The organism is Pseudarthrobacter sp. DSP2-3-2b1 (genome assembly GCF_049895945.1).
Classification (GTDB): Bacteria; Actinomycetota; Actinomycetes; order Actinomycetales; family Micrococcaceae; genus Arthrobacter.
Window position 1 is genome coordinate 51,431 of the sequence record NZ_JAFCTI010000015.1, and the last position, 20,362, is coordinate 71,792.

A 20,362-nucleotide genomic window follows, 5' to 3' on the forward strand; every position below is an offset into this window, starting at 1 on the left:
CTGTTCCCCTCACCTGTTCTGTGGTGTTGTACGTGCCGACGCTACGGAACAGCACCCGGCCGCCGGAAGCACCGGCGGCGGCTATGTGGACAAGTCACACCAGGTTCCCGCCTAAGCGAGGCCAGGGAGTTCATGGAAGAATCAGCACATGCCTGAAACTGCCGCCCCAGCTGATACCCGCACGCCCTCCGGACGCCTGGCCCTCGCCGCGTCACCGGAGCAGATCGCCCTGGGCCCGCTGGACGGCCGCTACCAGTCCGCCGTCGCACCCCTTGTTGACTACCTGTCCGAGGCCGCCCTGAACCGCGACCGGGTTGCTGTGGAAGTCGAGTGGCTCATCCACCTGACTGGTAACAATGTCCTGCCCGGCGCAGGCCCGCTCACCGCGGAGCAGCAGGACCAGCTGCGGGCGATCGTCACGGAATTCGATTCCGCCTCAGTCTCAGAACTCGCCGAAATCGAAGCCGTCACCGTCCACGACGTCAAGGCCGTGGAATACTACATCGGCCGCCGCCTCCCCGGCATCGGCATCGAAAACCTGACAGCCATGGTGCATTTCGGCTGCACCTCCGAGGACATCAACAACCTCTCCTACGCGCTCGGCGTCAAGGGCGCTGTGGAGGACGTGTGGCTGCCTGCAGCCCGTACCCTCGTGGCCCAGATCAGCGCGATGGCAGCGGACAACCGCGCAGTTCCCATGCTGTCCCGCACGCACGGGCAGCCGGCCACGCCCACCACACTGGGCAAGGAACTGGCCGTCATCGCCCACCGCCTGACCCGCCAGCTGGACCGGATCGCCAAGACGGAATACCTGGGCAAGATCAACGGCGCAACCGGCACGTACGCGGCCCATGTGGCTTCGGTTCCGGGCGCGGACTGGCAGCAGGTCGCCAAATCGTTCGTCGAGGGCCTCGGCCTGGCCTGGAACCCGCTGACCACCCAGATCGAAAGCCACGACTGGCAGGCCGAGCTGTACGCCGACGTCGCGCGGTTCAACCGGATCCTGCACAACGTCTGCACGGACATCTGGAGCTACATCTCGATCGGCTACTTCGCCCAGGTCCCTGTTGCGGGCGCCACCGGGTCCTCCACCATGCCGCACAAGGTCAACCCGATCCGGTTCGAAAACGCCGAGGCCAACCTGGAGATCTCCTCAGGCCTGCTGGACGTCCTCGGTTCCACACTGGTGACCTCCCGCTGGCAGCGCGACCTCACGGACTCCTCCAGCCAGCGCAACATCGGCGTGGCATTCGGCCACTCCCTCCTGGCCATATCCAATGTGGCCAAGGGCCTGGACCGCCTGGACGTTGCCGCAGACGTGCTCGCCGCGGACCTGGACACCAACTGGGAAGTCCTGGGCGAGGCCATCCAGATGGTCATGCGCGCAGAGGCGATCGCCGGCGTCGAGGGCATGGAAAACCCCTACGAGCGGCTCAAGGACCTTACCCGCGGCCAGCGCGTGGACGCCGCCCGGATGCGGGAATTCGTCCAGAGCCTGGGCCTGTCCGCCGAGGCCGAGGCGCGGCTGCTTGCCCTCACGCCCGGGAAGTACACAGGCATCGCCGACCAGTTGGTGGACCACCTCAAGTAGGAAGAGCCCGGACTCATGAAGCTGCTCCTTATCCGCCATGGACAGACCCCCGGCAATGTACTCGGCCAACTGGACACCGCCCACCCCGGGCCGGGGCTGACCGAGTTGGGCGAACGGCAGGCTGAGGCGATGGCACGGTCCCTGGTCAACGAGCCGATCGGTGCACTCTACGCCTCCACGCTCCTCCGGACACAGATCACTGCCGCCCCTCTTTCCCGGCTGCGGGGCCTTGAGGTGGAGGTGCTGGACGGACTGCACGAAATCGAAGCCGGGTCGCTGGAAAAGCTGACCGATAAGGAATCGCACAAGCACTACATGGGCACGGTATTTGCGTGGGCAGCCGGCGACCTGGACCGCAGGATGCCTGCGGGTCCCGATGGCCACGAGTTCTTCGGCCGGTTCGACGCCGCCATCACCCTGATTGCCGAACGCACCGTCCGTGACGGTAACACTGGAGTGGCCGCCGTGGTCAGCCACGGTGCCGCTATCCGCACCTGGGCTGGTCTACGGGCCGACGGCGCAGACCACGAGTTCGCCGCCAAACATGTGCTGGACAACACTGGAATTGTGGCGTTGGAAGGTGATCCCGACGCCGGCTGGAAACTTATCCATTGGGACGGAAGCCCGGTAGGCGGCCTCGCCCTGGCGGACCCTACAGCCGAGGACCCCACCGGCGCGGCGGGCTAACAGGCGTTCGCGTCAGCGGACCAGTCGGGCCAGGGCAGATCGGGCAGGCCAAGGACGGACCGGGCGGGCCAGTACAGACCGGGCGATTCAGGACGCACCGTTCCTGTCAACGGACCAGCCGGGCCAGGACAGCCCGGGCTACGCCGACAGCCGCTGCTGCCTCTGGCCTGCAAACCACGCGCTCCGCCGGCGGCGAGTGAAATCGGGGCGTGAGACCGCTGGAAGAAGCCGCCCCACCCAGGCCGCAGCTTCGGCTGCCGAGGGCCGGTCCAAGGGATCCATGGCCGTCAGGGCCCGCAACAGGCCTTCCCAACCCGGACCCACGTTCCGCGGAATCCCAGGGTTCCGGAGCGTCCGGGCAACCAGCGATTCAACTGCCGTGCCGGGAAATGCCTTCTCCCCCGTCATCAGTTCAAGGAGGACAAGCCCCATGGCGTAGACATCCCAGGCCGGGTGCGCAGCGCCACCGGAGGCCTGCTCCGGGCTCATGTAGTGGACAGTTCCCGAGGAGATGCCGGCCTGGGGTGCGGCTCCCACCTGTGAAGCGATGCCGAAATCAACGAGGCGCACCGGGCTCCGCCGCAGGCCACTGAGCATCAGGTTCGCCGGCTTGATGTCGCAGTGCACCAAGGCTTTGGTGTGGATATGATTCAGCGCCTCAAACATGCCCAAGGCCCAGGGCACCAAGTCCGACGGGCTGCTGGGGCCAGTCCGGATGACCTCCAGGAGGCTGGTACCGAAAGCCAGTTCTTCCACCAGGAAAGGCCGGCCGGCAAGGGGTCCACCGGCAGGCATGATGCCTTCGCCGATGAAGCCGATGATCGAGGGGTGGGCCAGCGCGGCAAGAACCCTGGCTTCGTTGTGGATGCGTTCCTGTGCCTTCGGCCCGGGCTCCGCCGCGACTTTGACGGCCACCTCACGGTTGTCAGCAAGGTCAATTGCACGAAAAACCACCGCCAGGGACCCGCGGCCCAGGCGTCCGCGCAGTTGGAAACGCTCAGTGGTGTCGAAACGCTCTGTGGTGTGGAAACGGTCAGTGGCGGCGGCCAAGCCTGCCGGAACGCTCACCGGCCCGGGTACGTGGCCGCAGGGGTCATGCCGGCAACAAGGCCCCACGATGCCTCGGGAGCCACCCAGGCATCCAGCTGGAACCCGCAGCCGCAACGCCACACCGGCGGCAGCTGCGCTGGCCCCTCGGCGTGATCAAACGAGTAGACAGCAGCGTCCGCGCCCAGGGCCGGTGTCACAAGTTCCATCGGTTCACTGCAATGGAGTGGCGCGCCGCCTGCCCCTGAAAAGTGTTCTTCGTCGGACGGCATGTCTACTTCAGAACACCGGGCAAAAGTGACCATCGGGCTTACGACTCCATCTCCAGGGACTGAACAATCGTAAGCATACATATATATAGTCAGGCTAGCTACTTTCACCTGTGGGGTGCCGGCGCTCACCTTCCAGCGCTTCGGCCATGCGCTGCAGGAAGTCCACCACCACGCGGGCGTCCTCCGCCGAGAGCCCCTCGGCCACGGCCATCATGCGCCGGTGCATTCCGCCCAGGGTCACCCTGACTTCCTGGTCCGATTCGACCGTGGGAACCACCACAACAGAACGGCGGTCAGTGGGGTGCGGCTCACGCCGGACGTGGCCGCTCTCTACCAGCCGATCGATCAGTGACGTGGTGGAGGCGCTGGTGATCCCTAGAAACCGGCTGAGGTCCTTCGGCACAGCAGTTCTCCCGGACGCCTGGGCGCGCAGGAGGTATCGGAGCGCAAGGATGTCCGTTTCGCCCATCCCCATGGAGTCCTGGGTGGAACGCCGGAGTGCGGTCTCGGCAGCCCGGTAGTCCCGCAATGACTTCAGCACGGCTGCACTGTAATCCAGCTGCCCATCCGGCCCGTACCAGTATCCGGAACCTTCGTTGTTGTTGGAAGCCATGCCCATAACACTAGCCCGTCATATATCTAGGCTTCCAAGCAAAGACGAGCTCAACCGGGCCCCGGAGGTTATCGGTTTGCTTACGCGGGGGAAACACGGCGTTAACGGCGCCCTCCTAGGCTTAGTGGGCATAGCCCTTCGCCATATCGTGTTCGCCCGGAATCGAGGCAGTCATGCAGACCAACCCCCGTCTCAACATCAGGTCCGTCACGTGGTCCAACCCAGTGGGAGCCGATCTGCGCAGGGCGCAGCAGGCCGAACTGGACGCCCGCTTCGGTACCCCTGACCACGAACCGGGGACCCCGCCGTCGGGCGCTGACTGCGCCGTGTTCCTGGTGGCATATGACAAAGCCTCCGGGCAACCGGTGGGGTGCGGCGGACTCCGGCTCCTGGACAGCGTCACTGCTGAAATTAAGCGGCTCTACGTACTCCCCTACACCCGTGGTTCGGGAGTGGCCAGCTCCATTCTGGCGGCGCTTGAGGCCGAGGCCTACAAACAGGGCATTACCCGGGTCAAAGCGGAGGCCGGCTCGGCACAGCCGGACGGCCGCAACTTCTACCAGAACTCCGGCTTCGAACCCGTCCCCAACTTCGGCGCCTATATCGGGGTGGCACACTCGTACTGCTACGCCAAGGTGATCGATTCCCACAGCGCAGCGCACACCGCCATGGCCTGACCGGGAGAGCCGGCGCCGTCATACTGCCACCGCCACTGCACCCCGCGCGCCGCCGTCGACTAATCTCGCCGTATGGAATCCGCTGACATCACCTTCCGCACCCGCAAGTGGGTCCGCCCCGAGGACCTCAATGCCAACGGCACTTTGTTCGGCGGAAGCCTGCTGAAGTGGATCGATGAAGAGGCTGCGATCTACGCCATCCTCCAGCTCGGAAACGGCCGCGCTGTCACCAAATACATCTCAGAGATCAACTTCGTGAGCTCCGCAGTGCAGGGTGACCTGATCGAAATGGGCCTGACCGCAACCCGGTTTGGCCGTACGTCGCTGACCATGCGGGCCGAGGTCCGCAACATGATCACCCGCCAGAGCATCCTGACCATCGAAGAGATCGTCTTTGTGAACCTGAGCCCGGCGGGAAAGCCTGAACCTCACGGCTACACCGAGATCACTTATGACCGGGACAGGATCCCGACGCACCACCTCACGGAAACGCTCAACCAGGATTGATGCCCGACGGCGGCAGATCAGGGTTTGCCGTCCGTTTACCTCCCGCACGCTGAACGTTTCAGTGCTCGCATCAGACTGATCAGCCGGGCTGTTTATCAAATCGATAGCAATAGACGCCTCCATTCGACGCGCTCAGCTATAGGCTTGCCGAACAATGCTCCGGTCCGCTCCAGCCCAGAAATGAGTCCTGATCGTGCGAAAATTCCATACCTTGGCCGCCGCCGTCGTCGCCGCTACCCTGCTTGCCGGTTGCGGGGGTGGATCCCCTACCCCGGCCGCGTCCGGTGATGCTTCATCCGCGCCCGCCGGTGCGTCCGGCGAAACCCTGGTCATCTACACCAACTCCAATGGTGAGGGCCGTGGCGAATGGCTGACTGCCGAGGCCGCGAAGGCAGGCTTCAAGGTCGAGGTTGTGGGCGCAGGCGGGGCGGATGCCACCAACAAGCTGATCGCCGAAAAGAACAACCCCATCGCAGACATCGCTTTCGGCCTGAACAACATGTACTTCGCACAGATCAAGGCCGAGGGTGCGCTTGAGCCGTACAAGCCGGCCTGGGCGGGCGACGTTGACGCGGAACTTGGCGACGGTGAGGCGTACTGGCCCCTGGTGAAGCAGGCCATTCTCCTCGGCTACAACTCGGACAAAATCAAGGCTGATGCCGCTCCGAAGGACTGGACCGATCTCTGGACCAAGGACGAGTTCAAGGACCGCTACGAGCGTGTCACCGGAATGGGCACCGCCACTGCGCAGCTGGTGTTCGCCAGCATCCTCACCCGCTACAAGGATGACTCGGGTGACCTGGGCATCTCGGATGAAGGCTGGAAGCAGGCGGAGCAGTACTTCCAGAACGGCAGCCCGGCGGTGGCGAAGACGGACTTGTTTGCCCGCATCGCATCGGGGGAAGTGGACATGGGCCAGATGCCGTCCTCGATCATCACCGAACGCGAGAAGACCTTCAAGGTCAATGTGGAGACCGTCATGCCGTCGGTCGGAGTTCCGCTTGCGGTGGAGCAGATTGCCCTGGTCAAGGGCACGGACAAGAAGGAAGAGGCCCAGAAGTTCATCGACTGGTACGGCAGCGCCGAGGTCCAGGGTGCATTCGCCAAGCAGTTCAACTCGATGCCGGTCAACAAGGTCGCGGCAGAACAGGCCAACACTGAGGTCGTGGACTTCTTCGCCGACCTCAAGCAGCAGGACATCGACTGGGACTTCGTCCAGAAGAACATGGGCCCGTGGGTGGAGAAGATCGAACTCGAGTACATGCCGTAGTTCGTCCCTGCCCGCACGTTCCTCAGTTTCACCGGACTCTCCAGTCCCACCGTTCCTTCAGTCCCACCCAGACAGGTTCCGCCATGATCCGCTTGGACAACATCGAAGTTTCCTTTGGTGATTTCATTGCCATTCCCAACCTTGACCTGCACGTCAAACCCGGGGAGTTCTTCACCCTGCTCGGCCCGAGCGGGTGTGGCAAAACAACGGCGCTGCGGACCCTGGCAGGGTTCATTGAGCCCTCCAAGGGAACTGTCCAGGTGGACGGGAAGAACGTGACGAAGCTGCCCAGCGACAAACGCCAGGTGGGCATGGTGTTCCAGAACTATGCCCTGTTCCCCAGCATGAGTGTCTGGGAAAACATCGCGTTCGGCCTCCGGGTGCGGAAGGAAAAGTCAGCTGAGAGCGACCGCCTGGTGCGCGATATCGCGCACCGGGTGGAACTTAGCGATGAACAGCTGCACAAGAACGTGGCCGAGCTTTCGGGTGGGCAGCAGCAGCGCGTGGCTGTGGCCCGCGCCCTGGTGCTCAAGCCCAAGATCCTGCTGCTCGATGAGCCGCTGTCCAACCTTGATGCGAAGCTCAGGCACCAGCTGCGGCAACAGCTCAAGGACCTGCAGAGCGAGTTCGGGATCACCACGGTCTACGTCACCCATGACCAGGATGAGGCCCTGGCCATGAGCGACCGGGTGGCTGTCTTCAACAAGGGCAAGGTAGAGCAGATCGGAACACCGCAGGACATCTACGACAATGCGGCCACCGAATTTGTCTGCAACTTTATTGGTGACAGCTCCGCCCTCACGCCGGAGTTCGTAGCGGAGGTCAGCAGGGCCTCCGGTGAGGAACTCAGCACCGGAGCCAATTCCTACCTCCGGGTGGAAAAAGCCTCCCTGACCCCGCCGGCGGACGGAGGCGCCGCCGTCGGACTTTCCGGGCAGGTGCTCTCACGGACCTACCACGGCCTCCACAGCCGCTATCTGGTCCGCAGCCACGGGGCGGAGATCCGGCTGCTCGTCAAAGAGGACGGCGGTGTGCAGCCGGAGCCCGGCACGGACACCACCGTCTATGTCCAGCCCAACCACATCCTGCAGTATGACCGGGACACCGGGCTGGCCCTGGACAGGCAGGGCGAACCAGTGGCCCTGCCATGAGCGCCCCGTCCTCCACCAAGGCCATGCTCCGCTCCCCGTTCGTGCTGATCGTGGGCGTGATCCTCACGTGGTTCATCACCGCTTTCCTGGTGTGGCCCAACCTGAACGTCCTGATGGTCACGTTCTTTCCGGACGGCAACTTTTCCGGCCGCGCGGCAGAGAAACTGTTCTCTTCGCAGCGGGCCATGAAGTCCCTGGGCAACAGCTTCCTCCTGGCAGTGGCACTGTCCATCACCGTCAATGTGGTGGGCATCTTCATTGTGCTGGTCACGCATTACTTCAAGATCCGCGGATCGAGGATCCTGTTCCTGGGCTACGCCTCGACATTCATCTACGGCGGCATTGTGCTGGCCGCGGGCTACAAGTTCATCTACGGGGACAAGGGAATTGTCACCTCGCTCCTGGTGAAGGTCTTTCCCGGGATGGATCCGGCCTGGTTCTCGGGGTTCTTCGCCGTCCTGGTGGTGATGACGTTCGCCACCACCACCAACCACATGCTGTTCGTGGCCAATGCGCTCAAAGGCGTGGACTACCAGACCATCGAGGCGGCCAAAAACCTGGGCGCCTCAACGTGGACCATTCTGCGCCGGATTGTGCTGCCGATGCTCAAACCCACCTTGTTCGCGGTGACCATTCTGTCCTTCCTGACCGGCCTGGGTGCTTTGAGCGCTCCCCAGGTGCTGGGCGGGCGCGACTTCCAGACCATCACCCCCATGATCCTGACGTTCACCAACAGCCCCACATCACGGGACCTGGCCGCCCTGCTGGCCGTCATCCTGGGTGTGGCCACGATCCTGATGCTTGCGGTCATGTCCCGGCTGGAGAAGGGCGGCACCTACTTCTCGGTGTCCAAGGTGTCCTCCGCGCTGCAAAAACAGCAGATCACCAGCCCGGCAGCGAACGCCGCCGTCCATATCCTGGCCTACCTGCTGTTCGCGATCTACACCCTTCCGGTGGTCCTGATCGTGCTCTACTCCTTTGCTGACGGCGCTGCCATCCAGACCGGGCAGATCTCCTTCGGCAGCCTGACCCTGGACAACTACATCCATGTCCTGACCCAGCCGTCGGGCCTCCGGCCGTTCATCGTCAGCGTTGTCTACAGCGCGCTGGCTGCGGTCATCGCCGTGGGCGGGCTCCTCTTTGTGGCCCGACTGCTGCAGAAGTACAAGAACTGGGTCAGCACGGTGTTCGAATACCTGCTGCACATCCCCTGGGTCCTTCCGTCCGCGCTGCTGGCCCTGGGCCTGATCCTCAGCTATGACCACCCGAATCCCCTCGTGGGCGGCGCCGTCCTCACCGGGACCACGGTGATCCTGCTGATTGCCTTCGTGACGGTCAAGATTCCCTTCACGCTGCGGATGCTCAAAGCCTCTTTCGCCTCGGTCAACTCCTCCCTTGAGGAAGCTGCTGCGATCATGGGCGCCAAAACGCTGTACGTCTTCCGGCGCATCCTGCTCCCGCTGGTCCTGCCCGCCGCCGCCGCCATCACTGCCCTGAACTTCAACAGCATGCTGGACGACTACGACACCGCCATCTTCCTGGCGCACCCCCTCGTCCAGCCGCTGGGCCTGGTGATCAAGGCAAACACCGATGGCGCTGAAGGCGTTCAGGGCGTGGCCAACACCTTCGTCTACACCGTCCTGCTCATGGTGATCACCGGCGTGACCATGTACCTGGTCTACGGCCGCTCCAGCCGGCGCGGCACCTCGGGGAAGCGGGCCGGAGCGGCGGTGGCCCCCACTCTTCCGGGGCCAGCCCTGGCTGAAGTTCCGGGCGGCGTCCCCGGCGGCAAGGAGCCGGCCGCGCCGGTGCGCTGAGTCCCGGTGCGCTGATCCCTTCGCACTTGCTACCGGGCGGTTGACTACCGGGTGGCTGATTACCGGGTGGCTGACTGCCTGGTGGCTGACTACCGGGTACCTGATTACCGGCTGGAACCACTTACGACGGCGGCGCGCGCCTTCCGCCGTCCGGCCACGGCCAGGAGCCGGTCCCGTAACGGCTGGGCAGCCTCGGCGAGAGCCACCCTTCCTACGGCCGAAGATGCCAGGCTCATGCCCTGGGTGCGGAGCCGGCGGGAGCGGTCGTAGGTGCGCAGCGCCTCTGCGCGGGGCCGGGTATTGAGCAGGCCCGCCAGCGTGACGGCGTCCACCAGCGATTCACAGGCGCCGCGGCCAAGGTTGGGCGTCATGGCATGAGCGGCGTCGCCGATCAGGACGGCGTTGCCGCGGACGTAGGACCGCAGCAGAGGAGTTCTCCAGATCCGCTGGGCCAGCGAGAGTTCGGGGGTGGCCCCGGCGAGGACCTGCCGGATAGCCGGCCCGTGCCCTGCGAAGCGCAGCCGGACCTCCTCGAGGGTTGACGCGACGTCGATGCCGGTGGGCCCAAGTCCGGAACGGTAGCCTGCGAACCACAGGGTCCCGGTGGCGATGGGGCCGATCCCGAACAGGTCCCCACGCCCCCAGTACTCCCCCACATGGTCAGGATTGACGGGTACCGGGACGACACCGCGCACCGCGAGGTACGGCGTGAGCCTGGCGCCCGTATGTGGGCCCCAGACGCTGCGGCGCACGGCGCTGTGCACGCCGTCCGCACCCACCACAAGCTCTGGTCCGGACGGAAGTTCCGCTCCGGACGGAACCGTGTCCACCCGTTTGGTGATCCGGCGGACTGAGTCCGGGACCGCGGCGTCAAGCAGGCGCAGCAGGTCAATCCGGGAGACACCCACCACATTCTCGTCGTCGAAACTTACCCACGGAGTCCCTGCAGCATCCCGGAGGGCCCCGCTGCTGATGGCCGGGCTGCACCGCCTGACGTCGTCGAGGATACCCACCGTTTCCAGTGCGCGCTGGGCGTTCGGCCACATGGCCAGCACCGTTCCCACCACCGGCAGTTCGGGCCGCTTCTCGGTGACGGTCACTTCGAAGCGGTCAGGGTCCAGGCAAGCAGCAAGGGCGAGGCCGGCGATACCGCCGCCAATGATCGAGATCGATTCCATGGGCATGATTTTACTACTTTTGTAGTGAAACGGAAGATCCCATCTAGACTTGGCACATGCCTGACCGCCGGACGCAACTCATCGATAACGCATTATCAGTCGTGGCGGACAAAGGAATGAAGGGCCTCACCCACCGCTCCGTGGACGCCGCGGCGCAGCTTCCGGAGGGGACCACGTCCAACTACTACCGGAACCGCGCAAGCCTGGTGGACGCTGTACTGGACCGGCTGGAGGAGCTGGACGTCGAACTGCTGCAACGGCTGGGCCCCACCGGACCCCCACAGGACACCGCGGAAATTGCCGAACAGCTGGCCGCCCTGGTCATGACCTTCCTCCAGCAGCACGCCCCCCTTACGCGTGCCCGCCTGGCCCTCTCGCTGGACCGCCCCGAGGCCGTAACGGCAGGGCACTACCGGCTGGTGGGCGGCCTGGAGCAGGCCCTCGCCGGCCTGGGCGTCCCCGATGCACATGCACGCGCCCGCGATCTGGCCGACTACGGCGACGGCCTGCTGCTCCACCTGCTGACCGCCCGGCGCGCCGAACAGCCGGACCAGGCCGCAGTGGCCAACGCGATCCGGCGGCTGCTGGGACCGTAAACTCTGGGCCTACTGCGCCCCGGGCCAGCCCGTGTAGGCCTCGGCCAGGTAGGCCATGCCGTGCTTCGATGAGACCACGGAGTTCAGTTCGCCGAGCTGGCGGGCGCGGGAGAAGTCGTCCGCGTCGGTGGGGGTGTGCAGCATGGTGGTCATCCAGTACGAGAACTGCTGGGCCTTCCACACCCGTTCCAGCGCACGGTCACTGAAGGAGTCCAGCAGCGCGGTGGAGCCGTTGCCGTAGAAGGAATCCAGCCCTTCGAACAGGACCTTGACGTCATGGATGGCCAGGTTCAGGCCCTTCGCGCCGGTGGGCGGAACCGTGTGGGCGGCGTCGCCGGCGAGGAACAGGTTCCCGTAGCGCATCGGGGTGTGCACAAAGCTGCGGAACGGCAGCACCATCTTGTCGATGACCGGGCCCTCCTTGAGCTCGAACCCGTTGCCGTTGACCCGGCCGCGGAATTCCGCCCAAATCCGGTCATCGTCCCATTCGGCCACGTTCTCCTTGGGATCGCACTGGAAGTACATCCGCTGCACGGTCTCTGTGCGCTGGCTGATGAGGGCGAAGCCGTTGTCCGAGTTGGCATAGATCAGCTCATCGGAGCTGCGCGGGGCCTCGGCCAGGATGCCGAACCAGGCGAACGGGTATTCATGGAAGTACCACTTGCGGTTCGCTTCCGGGATCTGGAAACGGCAGTGGCTGCGGGAGCCGTCAGCGCCCACCAGGAAATCCGCCTGGATCTCGAACTCCACGCCCTCAGCATCCGTGAACCAGACTTTGGGCTTGCCTTCCAGATCATGCACAGTGGTGTCGGTGACGCTGTAGCGGACATCGCCGCCGTCGGCCTTCCGCCGGGCGGCGAGGTCCAGGAAGACGTCCGTCTGCGGGTAGAGCCACACGGACTCCCCCACGAGTTCCTTGAAGTCGATGCGGTGGCTTTCGCCGTTGAAGCGCAGCTCGATGCCGTCGTGCCGGTCACCGTCGCGGAGCACCCGGTCTGACGCGCCGCTTTCCACCAGCATGTTGACGGTGCCGTGCTCCAGGATGCCGGCGCGGACGGTCTCAGAGATTTCCTTGTGGCTGCGGACCTCGATCACGGTGGACTCGATGCCTGATTTTGCCAGCAGGTGGGAAAGCATCAGCCCTGCAGGGCCGGCGCCCATGATGGCGACTTGGGTGGTGATGACTTTGCGTGGAGCCATGACTTGTCTCGCTTCGTTGCGGGACTCCTGCCCGGCAGGAGTCGGTGGGTGCGTCCTGCTACCAGTGTCCGCCGCCTGCCCCCACTCCCCTAGAGCGCTTCCGTTGAATGGAAGGACTCTTCAGTCGGTGAACTGCCGTGCGATGCCACGCGCCGCGGTCTGCAGGGCCGGAACCAACGCCTGCAAGCGCATCTCCTGCAAAGGAACCACGACGCCGAGGGCCGCCACTGCGCGCTGCCTTCCGTCCAGGACGGGGACGGCAATGCCCCACGTGTCCGGATCCACGACGCCGGCCAACTGCGCGAAGCCCTGGTGGGCGGTCTCGGCGAGCAGCAGCCTGACGGCGTCCGGTGTGAGCTTTCCGGCCGGATCAGTGAACTGCTTGAGGTACTCCGCCTGCAGCGGTTTCTCCTGATGCGCCATCAGCGCAAGCCCGGCCGAGGACACATGAACCGGCATCCTTCCTGCAACTTTTGCCCGGTTGGCCACGGATCCGCGGCGGGACATCCGCTCCACGAACAGCGCCTCCCAGCCATCAAGCACTGCCAGGTTTACGTTCTGGTTGAGTACCTGCTGGATGTCCTCCATAAAGGGAAGGGCGGCTTGCCGCAGAGCCAGGGTGGGCGAATTCCGGTTCACCAGTTCCCAGAGCCGCAGGCCGAGCCGGACATTACCGCCGTCGCCAGTTTCCAACAGCCCATGGGCTGACAGCTGCCGCACGATGCGGTGCGCGCTGGTGAGGGGCAGGCCTGAACGGGCGGCGAGCTCGGAGAGCTGGAGGCTGCTCACGCCCTCGGGGAAAGCGGAGATCACCCGGACCACCCGGTCCACCACAGAATCGCCGGACGTCGAATTGGCCATGGCTGCTTCTTCCGTTCAATGGTGCAATCTGCTTCCAGACTACAGCCCTCGCAGCCGCCGCCAGGCCGCAGGAGCGAGCACCACACCAACCCCCACAGCTGCGCCGATCACCGTCTCAATGATCCTGTCCCTGAGCAGGACCGCAGGTGAGGACGGCACCACCAAGAGAGTGGAGATCAGGGCCAGGGGCGTGATGAAGACCTGCGCCAGCAAGTACTGCCGGATGATGAACATCTCCGCCCCGAACTGGCACAGCGCCATCACCAGCACTGTCTGCCAGGGTTCCAGGCCGAGCAGCAGGATGGCGGCCAGCACCACGAGCCCCAGCACTGTCCCGATGATTCTCTGGATGCCGCGGCGGATCCGGTGCCGGGTGGTGTGCCCCACCAGGGGCACCACGGCAGCCACCATGGCCCAGTAGTTGTGGCCGAATCCCAGCCACTGCCCCGCCAAGGTGGCCAGCGAGCCTGCCACACCGGCAGCGACGAGGTAGCCGAGGCCTTCCAGCCAGGCGGCGCGCCTTTCGCCAGGCGGGCGCCGGATGGGCGGCGGCCGCACCCAGGGTGTGCGGCGGCTGGGAAGAATCCGTGACGAGAAGCCGATCAGCAGGGAAAGCGCTGTGGTGAGTAGGGCAACCAGCATTCCCTCCCCCAGGGGTGGCTGGTTGGGGATGGAGGCGATGGCTGCGAACGCGAAGATGTGGAACAGTGAGCCGGCTGGCCGGAGCCGGAGCAGGGAGATCGCCAGGGAGCAGCCGCCTGCCACCACGGTCGTGGCCAGGACCAGGAACCAGGTGGCAGCCATGGCATCCAAGCCCCAGGCGCCGCCCAGCCGGGCCGCGAGGGCCGCCAGGAGTATGACCAGGAGCATCAGCAGGCCCGCCCGGAGCTGCAGCACGAAACGGGTGCCATGGGGTTCGCCGCGCCCGTAGATCCCGGTGAAAGCGCCGAACGACGCGAAGATGGCCAGATCCAGCCGGCCCAGCAGCACCAGGGTGATCAGGGGCACAAACACTCCCACGGCGCAGCGCAGCGCAGGATGGTGGTCCTTGTTGCCGGGAGCAATGCTGAACATTTCAGCGAGGAACTTCACCTTGTGATCCTATGGCCTGGACCTTTCGCACGATCGGAACAGCAGGGCAACACCCCTGAAACACCGTCCTGTGACGCTGATGACATGAAGGACTCTGGGGATAAGAAGCCTGCTGCCACGAACCCTGCCGCCGACCTGAGCTGCGAAGTCTGCGGCCTTATGCCCGAACCCACCAAGACCCGCCTGACGCTCGCCAACATCGCGGTGATGCTCCCGATCGAACTGCTGGTCCACGCCCTGGTGGTGGAAACCCACCTCCCGTACGTGGCGAAAGTCCTGGTGCTCACGCTCACGGCAACCGCGCTGGTGATCTGGGTGGCGGAACCCTCCGCGGCCCGCATCCTGCGTGGCTGGCTGCATGCACCTGCGCTGAAGCTCCGCAGGAAAATGGGCACCGCACCGGCCCTGTGGCGCGCCCGCACGGTCATGCAGGACACACCCGGCTCCCTGCACAGGGTCACCCAGGCTCTGGCCCGCCTGGACACCAACATCCTGAGCATCCACGTCCACCCGGTGCCCGGTGGGGTGCTGGATGAGTTTGTGCTCTCCGCTCCGGGGAACCTCAGTGAACGCCAGCTGCTGGAGGCACTGCACGACGCCGGCGGCTCGCGTTGCCAGGTCTGGCCCACCACGGCGCTTGCCATGGCGGACGGACAGACCAAGGCTTTGAGCCTCGCCGCGCGGATCGCCGGGGCCCCGGACGAACTCCCGCTGGCAGTGGCCGAGCTGCTCCGGGCCCGGATCCTCACCCCTGCAGAGGCCGCGCTGGAAAAGTACGACGCCGGCACGCGCCTGAAGATCCCCACCGCCTGGCACGGGCCCATCACCTTTGCCCGTCCCGGCGAGCCGTTCACGCCGGCTGAATCAGCCCGCGCCCACCGGCTCGCCGAGCTCGCGGAAATCCTTTCGCACCAGCCGGCGGCCGCAGCTCAGTGAACCCAGGGCGTGGTGCCAAACGTTAGTTGGCCGCCATCCGGATGGTCAGGGCCTCGGGATCCATGGTCATGACCACGTGTTTGCCCTCGCCCTCGTGGTCGCCGTCCAGCTGGTAGTCGTCGTTGCGCTCCAACCTGATCTCCACGGATTTGCCCTGGAAGTATTCAACCGAGGTGTCCGGGCCCTTGCCCTTGCCGATCATGCCGGCAATCACGGAGAACCAGCCAAGCTTCCCCTTCGGCGCGAGGACCACCACATCCAGAAGGCCGTCGTCCACCTTGGCGTCGGGGAAGATCTCCAGGTTGCCCTGGACCTTGCCGCAGTTTCCCACCATCACGCTGCGGACACCGCGGTGGACCACGTCCTTGCCGTCCACAATGATGGTGGCCTTCACGGGCTTGCCGGGCAGGTTCCGGATGCCGGCGTCAACGTAGGCCAGCCAGCCCACCTTGTCCTTGAGGTCCTCGTTGGTGTCGGCCATGATGGTGGCGTCGTACCCCACCCCTGCCATGACCAGGAACACCTGCTCCTTGTCCGGGTTGCTCCGGACCGCCCGGACGACGTCGATTTTGCGCTCCCAGCCGGTCAGGGCACCCACCATGGCACCCTCGATATCGGTGACATCCATGCCGAGGTTGCGGGCCAGCAGGTTTCCGGTGCCCAGCGGCAGCAGCCCCATCGGGATGCCGGTGCCGGCGAGCACCTCGGCGACGCACCGCACGGTGCCGTCCCCGCCGGCCGCAATAACGACGTCGGCCCCCTGCTCGAGAGCCTCCTTCGCCTGGCCAACGCCCGGGTCATCCTTGGTGGTCTCCAGCCAGATGGGCTCGCCCCAGCCGTTGTTCTCGGAGTGCTTGGCCATCAGGCCGCGCACGTCGATGTCCACCGGCTTGGCGGGGTTAATGATGACGGCTGCGCGCTTGGGGGAAGTGGAGCTCGTATCTGACATGGTGGTCCTTCGCTGACGGAGAGGTGGGCCTAGGAGCAAGCGTACTTTGCTACAGCGCCTTAACGGCGCCGAGGACCTTGGCCAGGGAATCCTTGGCGTCGCCGAAAAGCAGGGAGGTCTGCGGCTCATAGAGAAGATCGTTCTCGATTCCGGCAAACCCTGGCCGCATGGAGCGCTTCAGGAAGATCACCTGGCGGGCCTCCGCCACTTCGAGGATGGGCATGCCGTAGATGGGTGAGCCTGAGGAGGTCTTGGCGGCGGGATTCACCACATCGTTGGCGCCCACCACCAGCGCCACGTCCGCGGTGCGGAACTCGGAGTTGATCTCGCCCATTTCCTTGAGCGATTCATACGGCACATTGGCCTCGGCCAGGAGCACGTTCATGTGCCCGGGCATCCGGCCGGCCACAGGGTGGATGGCGAAGTCCACCACAATGCCGCGGGCCTCCAGGGCCAGCGCCAGTTCGGCCGCGGTGTGCTGTCCCTGCGCCACGGCCAGGCCGTAGCCCGGCACGATGATCACCCGCTGGGCGTACCCCAGGAGCACGGCTACGTCCTCCGCGCTGGAGGATCTGACGGGACGTTCACTCACAACGGTGGATCCCGCCGTCGACCCTCCCTTGAAGGCGCCGAACAGGATCCCTGCCACGCTGCGGCCCATGGCGGCGGCCATCGCCCGGGTCAGGATGGTACCGGAGGCCCCCACCAGGGTGCCCGCCACCACCAGGAGCACGTTGCCGAGCACCACGCCGGACGCCGCGACGGCCAGGCCCGTGAATGCGTTCAGCAGCGAGATGACGATGGGCACGTCCGCGCCGCCAACCGGCAGCACCAGCAGCGCACCGGCAGCGAGCCCCAGCACCATGAGCAGCACGGCAAGGGGCAGCGAGCCGGTCAGGACCACAGCCACGCCGGTGCCCACTGCAGCGAGCAGTACCGCCGCCATGACCACGGGGAGCCCTGGGAACACGACCGGCCGGGTGGTCATCAGCTCCTGGAGTTTGGCGAAGGTGACCCCCGAGCCGGCAAAGGACACTGCACCCACCAGGAGGGTGAAGACGATGGCGAGCCGCACCCAGGGGTCGCCGGTGTGGCTGAGTTCGAGCAGTGCCACCAGGGCTGCGGCGCCGCCGCCCACCCCGTTGAAGAGCGCCACCAGCTGGGGCATCTGCGTCATCTTGACGCGCCGGGCCACCGGGGCGGCGACGGCGGTGCCCACCGCGATTGCGCCGATGATCCAGGGAATGTTGTCCAGCCGCGCGGAAAGGAACACTGTAACCACGGCGAGCAGCGCCCCGAAGGCACCGATCAGGTTGCCGCGCCGTGCCGTCCGCGGAGAGCTCAGGCCTCGCAGCGCCAGGATGAAGAACACCGCGGCGGCAAGGTAGAGGAGCGAGGTCCAGACCGGATCGAGGAGGGTCATTTCCCCTCCCCTTTCGCCGGCAGCTCTTTTGGCCCGGGGCTATCTTTGCGGGCAGTGGTCTCTTTGCGGGCATGGAACATGTGCAGCATCCGGTCCGTGACCACAAACCCGCCCACCAGGTTCGCCGTGGCCAGGACCACGGCGAGCAGCGCCACCGCGAGGACCCACGGGTCCGCCGCCTGGCCGGCCACAATGATGGCGCCCACCAGGATGATGCCGTGGATGGCGTTGGCTCCGGACATAAGGGGTGTGTGCAGGGTGCTGGAGACTTTGGAGACCACTTCGAAGCCCACAAACACCGCCAGCACGGTGACCGTCAGCAGGCTCATGCCGTCCATCAGCGCTCACCCCTGTCCTGCACGCTGGGTGCGTGGTCCGGTACATGGGGTGCGTGAGCCGGCGGGGCCGGGATGAGCGCCGCGAGAGCTTCCGCCGTGGGCAGATGCCGCACCGCGCCGTCGTGGGTGAGGCACGCACCCGCTATGACGTCGTCGTCGAAATCGGGGGCAACAACACCGTCCCGGGTCATCAGGGCCAGCAGGTTGGCGACGTTTTTGGCGTAGAGGCGGGATGCGTCCGAGGCCAGCGCGGACGGGGCATCCTTCAGCCCCACCAGGGTGACATGGCCATGGCCGTCGGCAGTGGGAACCAGGATGTCCTCGCCGGGAACGGAGCCTTCCACGTTCCCGCCGGATTCGGCGGCGAGGTCGACGACGACTGAACCTGGGCGCATTGCCTGCACCATTTGGCGGGAAACAAGGAGGGGGGCGCGCCTGCCGGGGACAGCCGCCGTCGTAATGAGGACGTCGGACTGGGCCACATGCGGGGCGAGCAGCTCACGCTGGAGGGCGCCGCGATCGGCACTGAGCTCGCGGGCGTAGCCTCCCGATGCTTCGGCAGTTTCCAGGTCCAGCTTGACGAAAGTCCCGCCCATCGAGGCGACCTCGTCCGCGGAGGCCGGCCGGATGTCGTTGGCGGACACGCGGGCACCCAACCGTTTCGCGGTGCCGATGGCCTGGAGGCCGGCCACTCCCGCGCCGAGCACCAGCACCCGGGCCGGCGGAACCGTTCCCGCGGCCGTCATGAACAGCGGGAAGAACCTCGGCAGCCGGATGGCCGCTTCCAGGACGCTGCGGTAGCCGGCCACCAGGGCCTGGGAACTGAGCGCATCCATGGACTGTGCGCGGGAGATGCGGGGCACCAGTTCCAGGGCGAAGGACGTGACCCCCGCTTCCGCGAGTGCCTGCACGGTGGCCAGCTCGGACGACGGCGAGGCCATGCCCACGGTGACGGCGCCGCTTTTCAGGGCCTTCGCCGCCGCGGGTTCCAGGGGGCGGACATGGGCCAGGACATCAAGTTCAGGCAGGTCCAAAGCCTGGACCAGCTGGCAACCGGCTTCCGCGTAATCATGGTCCGGGTAGCCTGCGGGGGCACCGGCCATGGACTCGACGATGACTTCAAGGCCCAGCCCCGCCAGCTGCCTGACGGTTTCCGGGGTGGCGGCCACCCGGAGCTCACCCTCATGACGTTCCCGCGGTATGCCCAGTTTCACCGGCCAACTCCCCTCACGGACGTAGTTGGCTAGAGTCTATGACCCAGCCGAGTGAAGTGGCATCAGTTCCCGGAGAATCGAAGTTTTGTGGGAAGCAGTACCTAGCCGCGGGCGGTCAGGTCCGCGGAGATCAGCTTGGCTGTCGCCACAATTTCCTCAGCCACAGAGGCGAGGTAGGCGTCCCGGTCCGGCTGGGCGGCCACCGACTGGGCCTGCAGCGAAACGTTGACGGCGGCCACCACCTTGGTGGGCCCGTGGTACACCGGGGCGGCAACGGACATCAGCCCCAGCTCGAGCTCCTGGTCCACCAGGCACCAGCCCTGCCCCCGGACAACTTCCAGCACGGCCAGCAGTTCCGGGACGCTGCCCAGCCCCCGCGGAGTCAGGGCTTTGATGTCCGTCGCCGCAAGGTAGGCCTTGAGGCCGGCCGGCGGAAGGGCCGCAAGCAGGACCCGGCCCATGGACGTGGCATACGCCGGGAAGCGCGTGCCCACCGTGATCCCGACGTTCATGATTCGGCGCGTGGTCACCCGCGCAATGTAGGCGATGTCAGTGCCGTCCAGCACCGCAGCGGAGGTGGACTCCCCCAGTTTCAGGGACAGTTCCTCCAGGTGCGGCATGGCAAGCTGTGGCAGGGACAGCCCCGAAAGGTAGGCGTAGCCCAGCTGCAGGACCATGGCTGTGAGCGCGAAGGTCTTGCCGTCGGTGCGGACATAGCCGAGCTCAACGAGCGTATGCAGGAAACGCCGCGCCGTGGCCCTGGTCAGGTTTGTCCGGACAGCGACCTCCGTGAGGGTCATCACGGGGTGTTCGGTGTCGAACGCACGGATCACGGCCAGGCCGCGCGCCAGCGACTGCACGTACTGATCACTCGCCTGCGGGGCGGCCAGCATCTCTTGGCGTGCGTCGGTCATGGTTACCAATCCTACTGGCGCGGCGGGGC

21 protein-coding genes are annotated in these 20,362 nt (G+C 65.8%); 9 read left to right on the forward strand and 12 right to left on the reverse strand.

Features of this window, described 5'->3' with window-relative positions:
- Positions 1 to 148 precede the first annotated feature (148 nt).
- Positions 149 to 1,591: an adenylosuccinate lyase gene (gene purB / locus ACP7AX_RS16670; protein ID WP_426227973.1), complete on the forward strand. Its 1,443-nt coding sequence runs from the start codon at positions 149 to 151 to the stop codon at positions 1,589 to 1,591.
- Between the two features lie 15 nt (positions 1,592 to 1,606).
- A complete protein-coding gene (locus tag ACP7AX_RS16675) occupies positions 1,607 to 2,278 on the forward strand; it encodes a histidine phosphatase family protein (RefSeq protein WP_131683429.1) in 672 nt (223 codons plus the stop codon).
- 138 nt (positions 2,279 to 2,416) lie between these two features.
- Here ACP7AX_RS16675 and ACP7AX_RS16680 read toward each other — a convergent pair whose 3' ends face one another.
- The 3 genes from ACP7AX_RS16680 to ACP7AX_RS16690 all read right to left on the reverse strand — a co-directional run bounded on the left by ACP7AX_RS16680 (position 2,417) and on the right by ACP7AX_RS16690 (position 4,210).
- Complete coding sequence (locus ACP7AX_RS16680; protein ID WP_131683430.1) at positions 2,417 to 3,328, reverse strand: protein kinase domain-containing protein; 912 nt, start codon at positions 3,326 to 3,328, stop codon at positions 2,417 to 2,419.
- A 14-nt stretch (positions 3,329 to 3,342) separates the two neighbouring features.
- A complete protein-coding gene (locus ACP7AX_RS16685; RefSeq protein ID WP_131683431.1) occupies positions 3,343 to 3,534 on the reverse strand; it encodes a hypothetical protein in 192 nt (63 codons plus the stop codon).
- 157 nt (positions 3,535 to 3,691) lie between these two features.
- Positions 3,692 to 4,210, reverse strand: a complete 519-nt coding sequence (locus tag ACP7AX_RS16690) for a MarR family transcriptional regulator (protein WP_131683432.1) — start codon at positions 4,208 to 4,210, stop codon at positions 3,692 to 3,694.
- A gap of 173 nt (positions 4,211 to 4,383) precedes the next feature.
- On the opposite strand from ACP7AX_RS16690, the gene ACP7AX_RS16695 reads away from it, so the two are divergent.
- From ACP7AX_RS16695 to ACP7AX_RS16715, 5 genes are all read left to right on the forward strand, one after another.
- Positions 4,384 to 4,887, forward strand: a complete 504-nt coding sequence (locus ACP7AX_RS16695; RefSeq protein ID WP_131683433.1) for a GNAT family N-acetyltransferase — start codon at positions 4,384 to 4,386, stop codon at positions 4,885 to 4,887.
- Between the two features lie 72 nt (positions 4,888 to 4,959).
- A complete protein-coding gene (locus ACP7AX_RS16700) occupies positions 4,960 to 5,394 on the forward strand; it encodes a hotdog domain-containing protein (protein WP_131683434.1) in 435 nt (144 codons plus the stop codon).
- Between the two features lie 193 nt (positions 5,395 to 5,587).
- Positions 5,588 to 6,664 carry an extracellular solute-binding protein gene (locus ACP7AX_RS16705; RefSeq protein WP_426227977.1) on the forward strand — a complete coding sequence of 359 codons (1,077 nt, stop codon included), beginning with the start codon at positions 5,588 to 5,590 and terminating at the stop codon, positions 6,662 to 6,664.
- Positions 6,665 to 6,747: 83 nt separating this feature from the next.
- Positions 6,748 to 7,815, forward strand: a complete 1,068-nt coding sequence (locus ACP7AX_RS16710; protein WP_131683436.1) for an ATP-binding cassette domain-containing protein — start codon at positions 6,748 to 6,750, stop codon at positions 7,813 to 7,815.
- Positions 7,812 to 9,632 carry an ABC transporter permease subunit gene (locus ACP7AX_RS16715; protein WP_131683437.1) on the forward strand — a complete coding sequence of 607 codons (1,821 nt, stop codon included), beginning with the start codon at positions 7,812 to 7,814 and terminating at the stop codon, positions 9,630 to 9,632. Before ACP7AX_RS16710 ends, ACP7AX_RS16715 begins: the two co-directional genes overlap by 4 nt.
- Before the next feature lie 104 nt (positions 9,633 to 9,736).
- Here the strand turns inward: ACP7AX_RS16715 and ACP7AX_RS16720 are convergent, their stop codons facing one another.
- Positions 9,737 to 10,810, reverse strand: a complete 1,074-nt coding sequence (locus tag ACP7AX_RS16720) for an FAD-dependent monooxygenase (RefSeq protein WP_426227980.1) — start codon at positions 10,808 to 10,810, stop codon at positions 9,737 to 9,739.
- Between the two features lie 56 nt (positions 10,811 to 10,866).
- Here ACP7AX_RS16720 and ACP7AX_RS16725 point away from each other — a divergent pair, with 56 nt between their 5' ends.
- On the forward strand, positions 10,867 to 11,406 hold the full coding sequence (locus ACP7AX_RS16725; RefSeq protein ID WP_426227982.1) for a TetR/AcrR family transcriptional regulator: 540 nt from the start codon (positions 10,867 to 10,869) through the stop codon (positions 11,404 to 11,406).
- Between the two features lie 9 nt (positions 11,407 to 11,415).
- On the opposite strand, the gene ACP7AX_RS16730 is transcribed toward ACP7AX_RS16725, so the two are convergent.
- The 3 genes from ACP7AX_RS16730 to ACP7AX_RS16740 all read right to left on the reverse strand — a co-directional run bounded on the left by ACP7AX_RS16730 (position 11,416) and on the right by ACP7AX_RS16740 (position 14,559).
- Positions 11,416 to 12,606: a 4-hydroxybenzoate 3-monooxygenase gene (locus ACP7AX_RS16730; RefSeq protein WP_426227984.1), complete on the reverse strand. Its 1,191-nt coding sequence runs from the start codon at positions 12,604 to 12,606 to the stop codon at positions 11,416 to 11,418.
- 120 nt (positions 12,607 to 12,726) lie between these two features.
- Positions 12,727 to 13,467 (reverse strand): IclR family transcriptional regulator, encoded by a 741-nt coding sequence (locus ACP7AX_RS16735; protein WP_426227986.1) that lies wholly within the window; start codon positions 13,465 to 13,467, stop codon positions 12,727 to 12,729.
- A 39-nt stretch (positions 13,468 to 13,506) separates the two neighbouring features.
- A complete protein-coding gene (locus ACP7AX_RS16740; protein WP_426227988.1) occupies positions 13,507 to 14,559 on the reverse strand; it encodes an FUSC family protein in 1,053 nt (350 codons plus the stop codon).
- Between the two features lie 84 nt (positions 14,560 to 14,643).
- On the opposite strand from ACP7AX_RS16740, the gene ACP7AX_RS16745 reads away from it, so the two are divergent.
- On the forward strand, positions 14,644 to 15,495 hold the full coding sequence (locus tag ACP7AX_RS16745; RefSeq protein ID WP_426227990.1) for an ACT domain-containing protein: 852 nt from the start codon (positions 14,644 to 14,646) through the stop codon (positions 15,493 to 15,495).
- Positions 15,496 to 15,517: 22 nt separating this feature from the next.
- On the opposite strand, the gene ACP7AX_RS16750 is transcribed toward ACP7AX_RS16745, so the two are convergent.
- From ACP7AX_RS16750 to ACP7AX_RS16770, 5 genes are all read right to left on the reverse strand, one after another.
- On the reverse strand, positions 15,518 to 16,444 hold the full coding sequence (locus tag ACP7AX_RS16750) for a diacylglycerol kinase family protein (protein ID WP_131683444.1): 927 nt from the start codon (positions 16,442 to 16,444) through the stop codon (positions 15,518 to 15,520).
- Between the two features lie 49 nt (positions 16,445 to 16,493).
- Positions 16,494 to 17,867 carry an NAD(P)(+) transhydrogenase (Re/Si-specific) subunit beta gene (locus ACP7AX_RS16755; RefSeq protein ID WP_426227992.1) on the reverse strand — a complete coding sequence of 458 codons (1,374 nt, stop codon included), beginning with the start codon at positions 17,865 to 17,867 and terminating at the stop codon, positions 16,494 to 16,496.
- Complete coding sequence (locus tag ACP7AX_RS16760) at positions 17,864 to 18,205, reverse strand: NAD(P) transhydrogenase subunit alpha (protein WP_426227994.1); 342 nt, start codon at positions 18,203 to 18,205, stop codon at positions 17,864 to 17,866. The genes ACP7AX_RS16755 and ACP7AX_RS16760 overlap by 4 nt, the downstream gene beginning before the upstream one ends.
- Positions 18,205 to 19,419 (reverse strand): Re/Si-specific NAD(P)(+) transhydrogenase subunit alpha, encoded by a 1,215-nt coding sequence (locus tag ACP7AX_RS16765; RefSeq protein ID WP_426227996.1) that lies wholly within the window; start codon positions 19,417 to 19,419, stop codon positions 18,205 to 18,207. Before ACP7AX_RS16765 ends, ACP7AX_RS16760 begins: the two co-directional genes overlap by 1 nt.
- A 101-nt stretch (positions 19,420 to 19,520) precedes the next feature.
- Complete coding sequence (locus ACP7AX_RS16770) at positions 19,521 to 20,333, reverse strand: IclR family transcriptional regulator domain-containing protein (RefSeq protein WP_426227998.1); 813 nt, start codon at positions 20,331 to 20,333, stop codon at positions 19,521 to 19,523.
- Positions 20,334 to 20,362 lie beyond the last annotated feature (29 nt).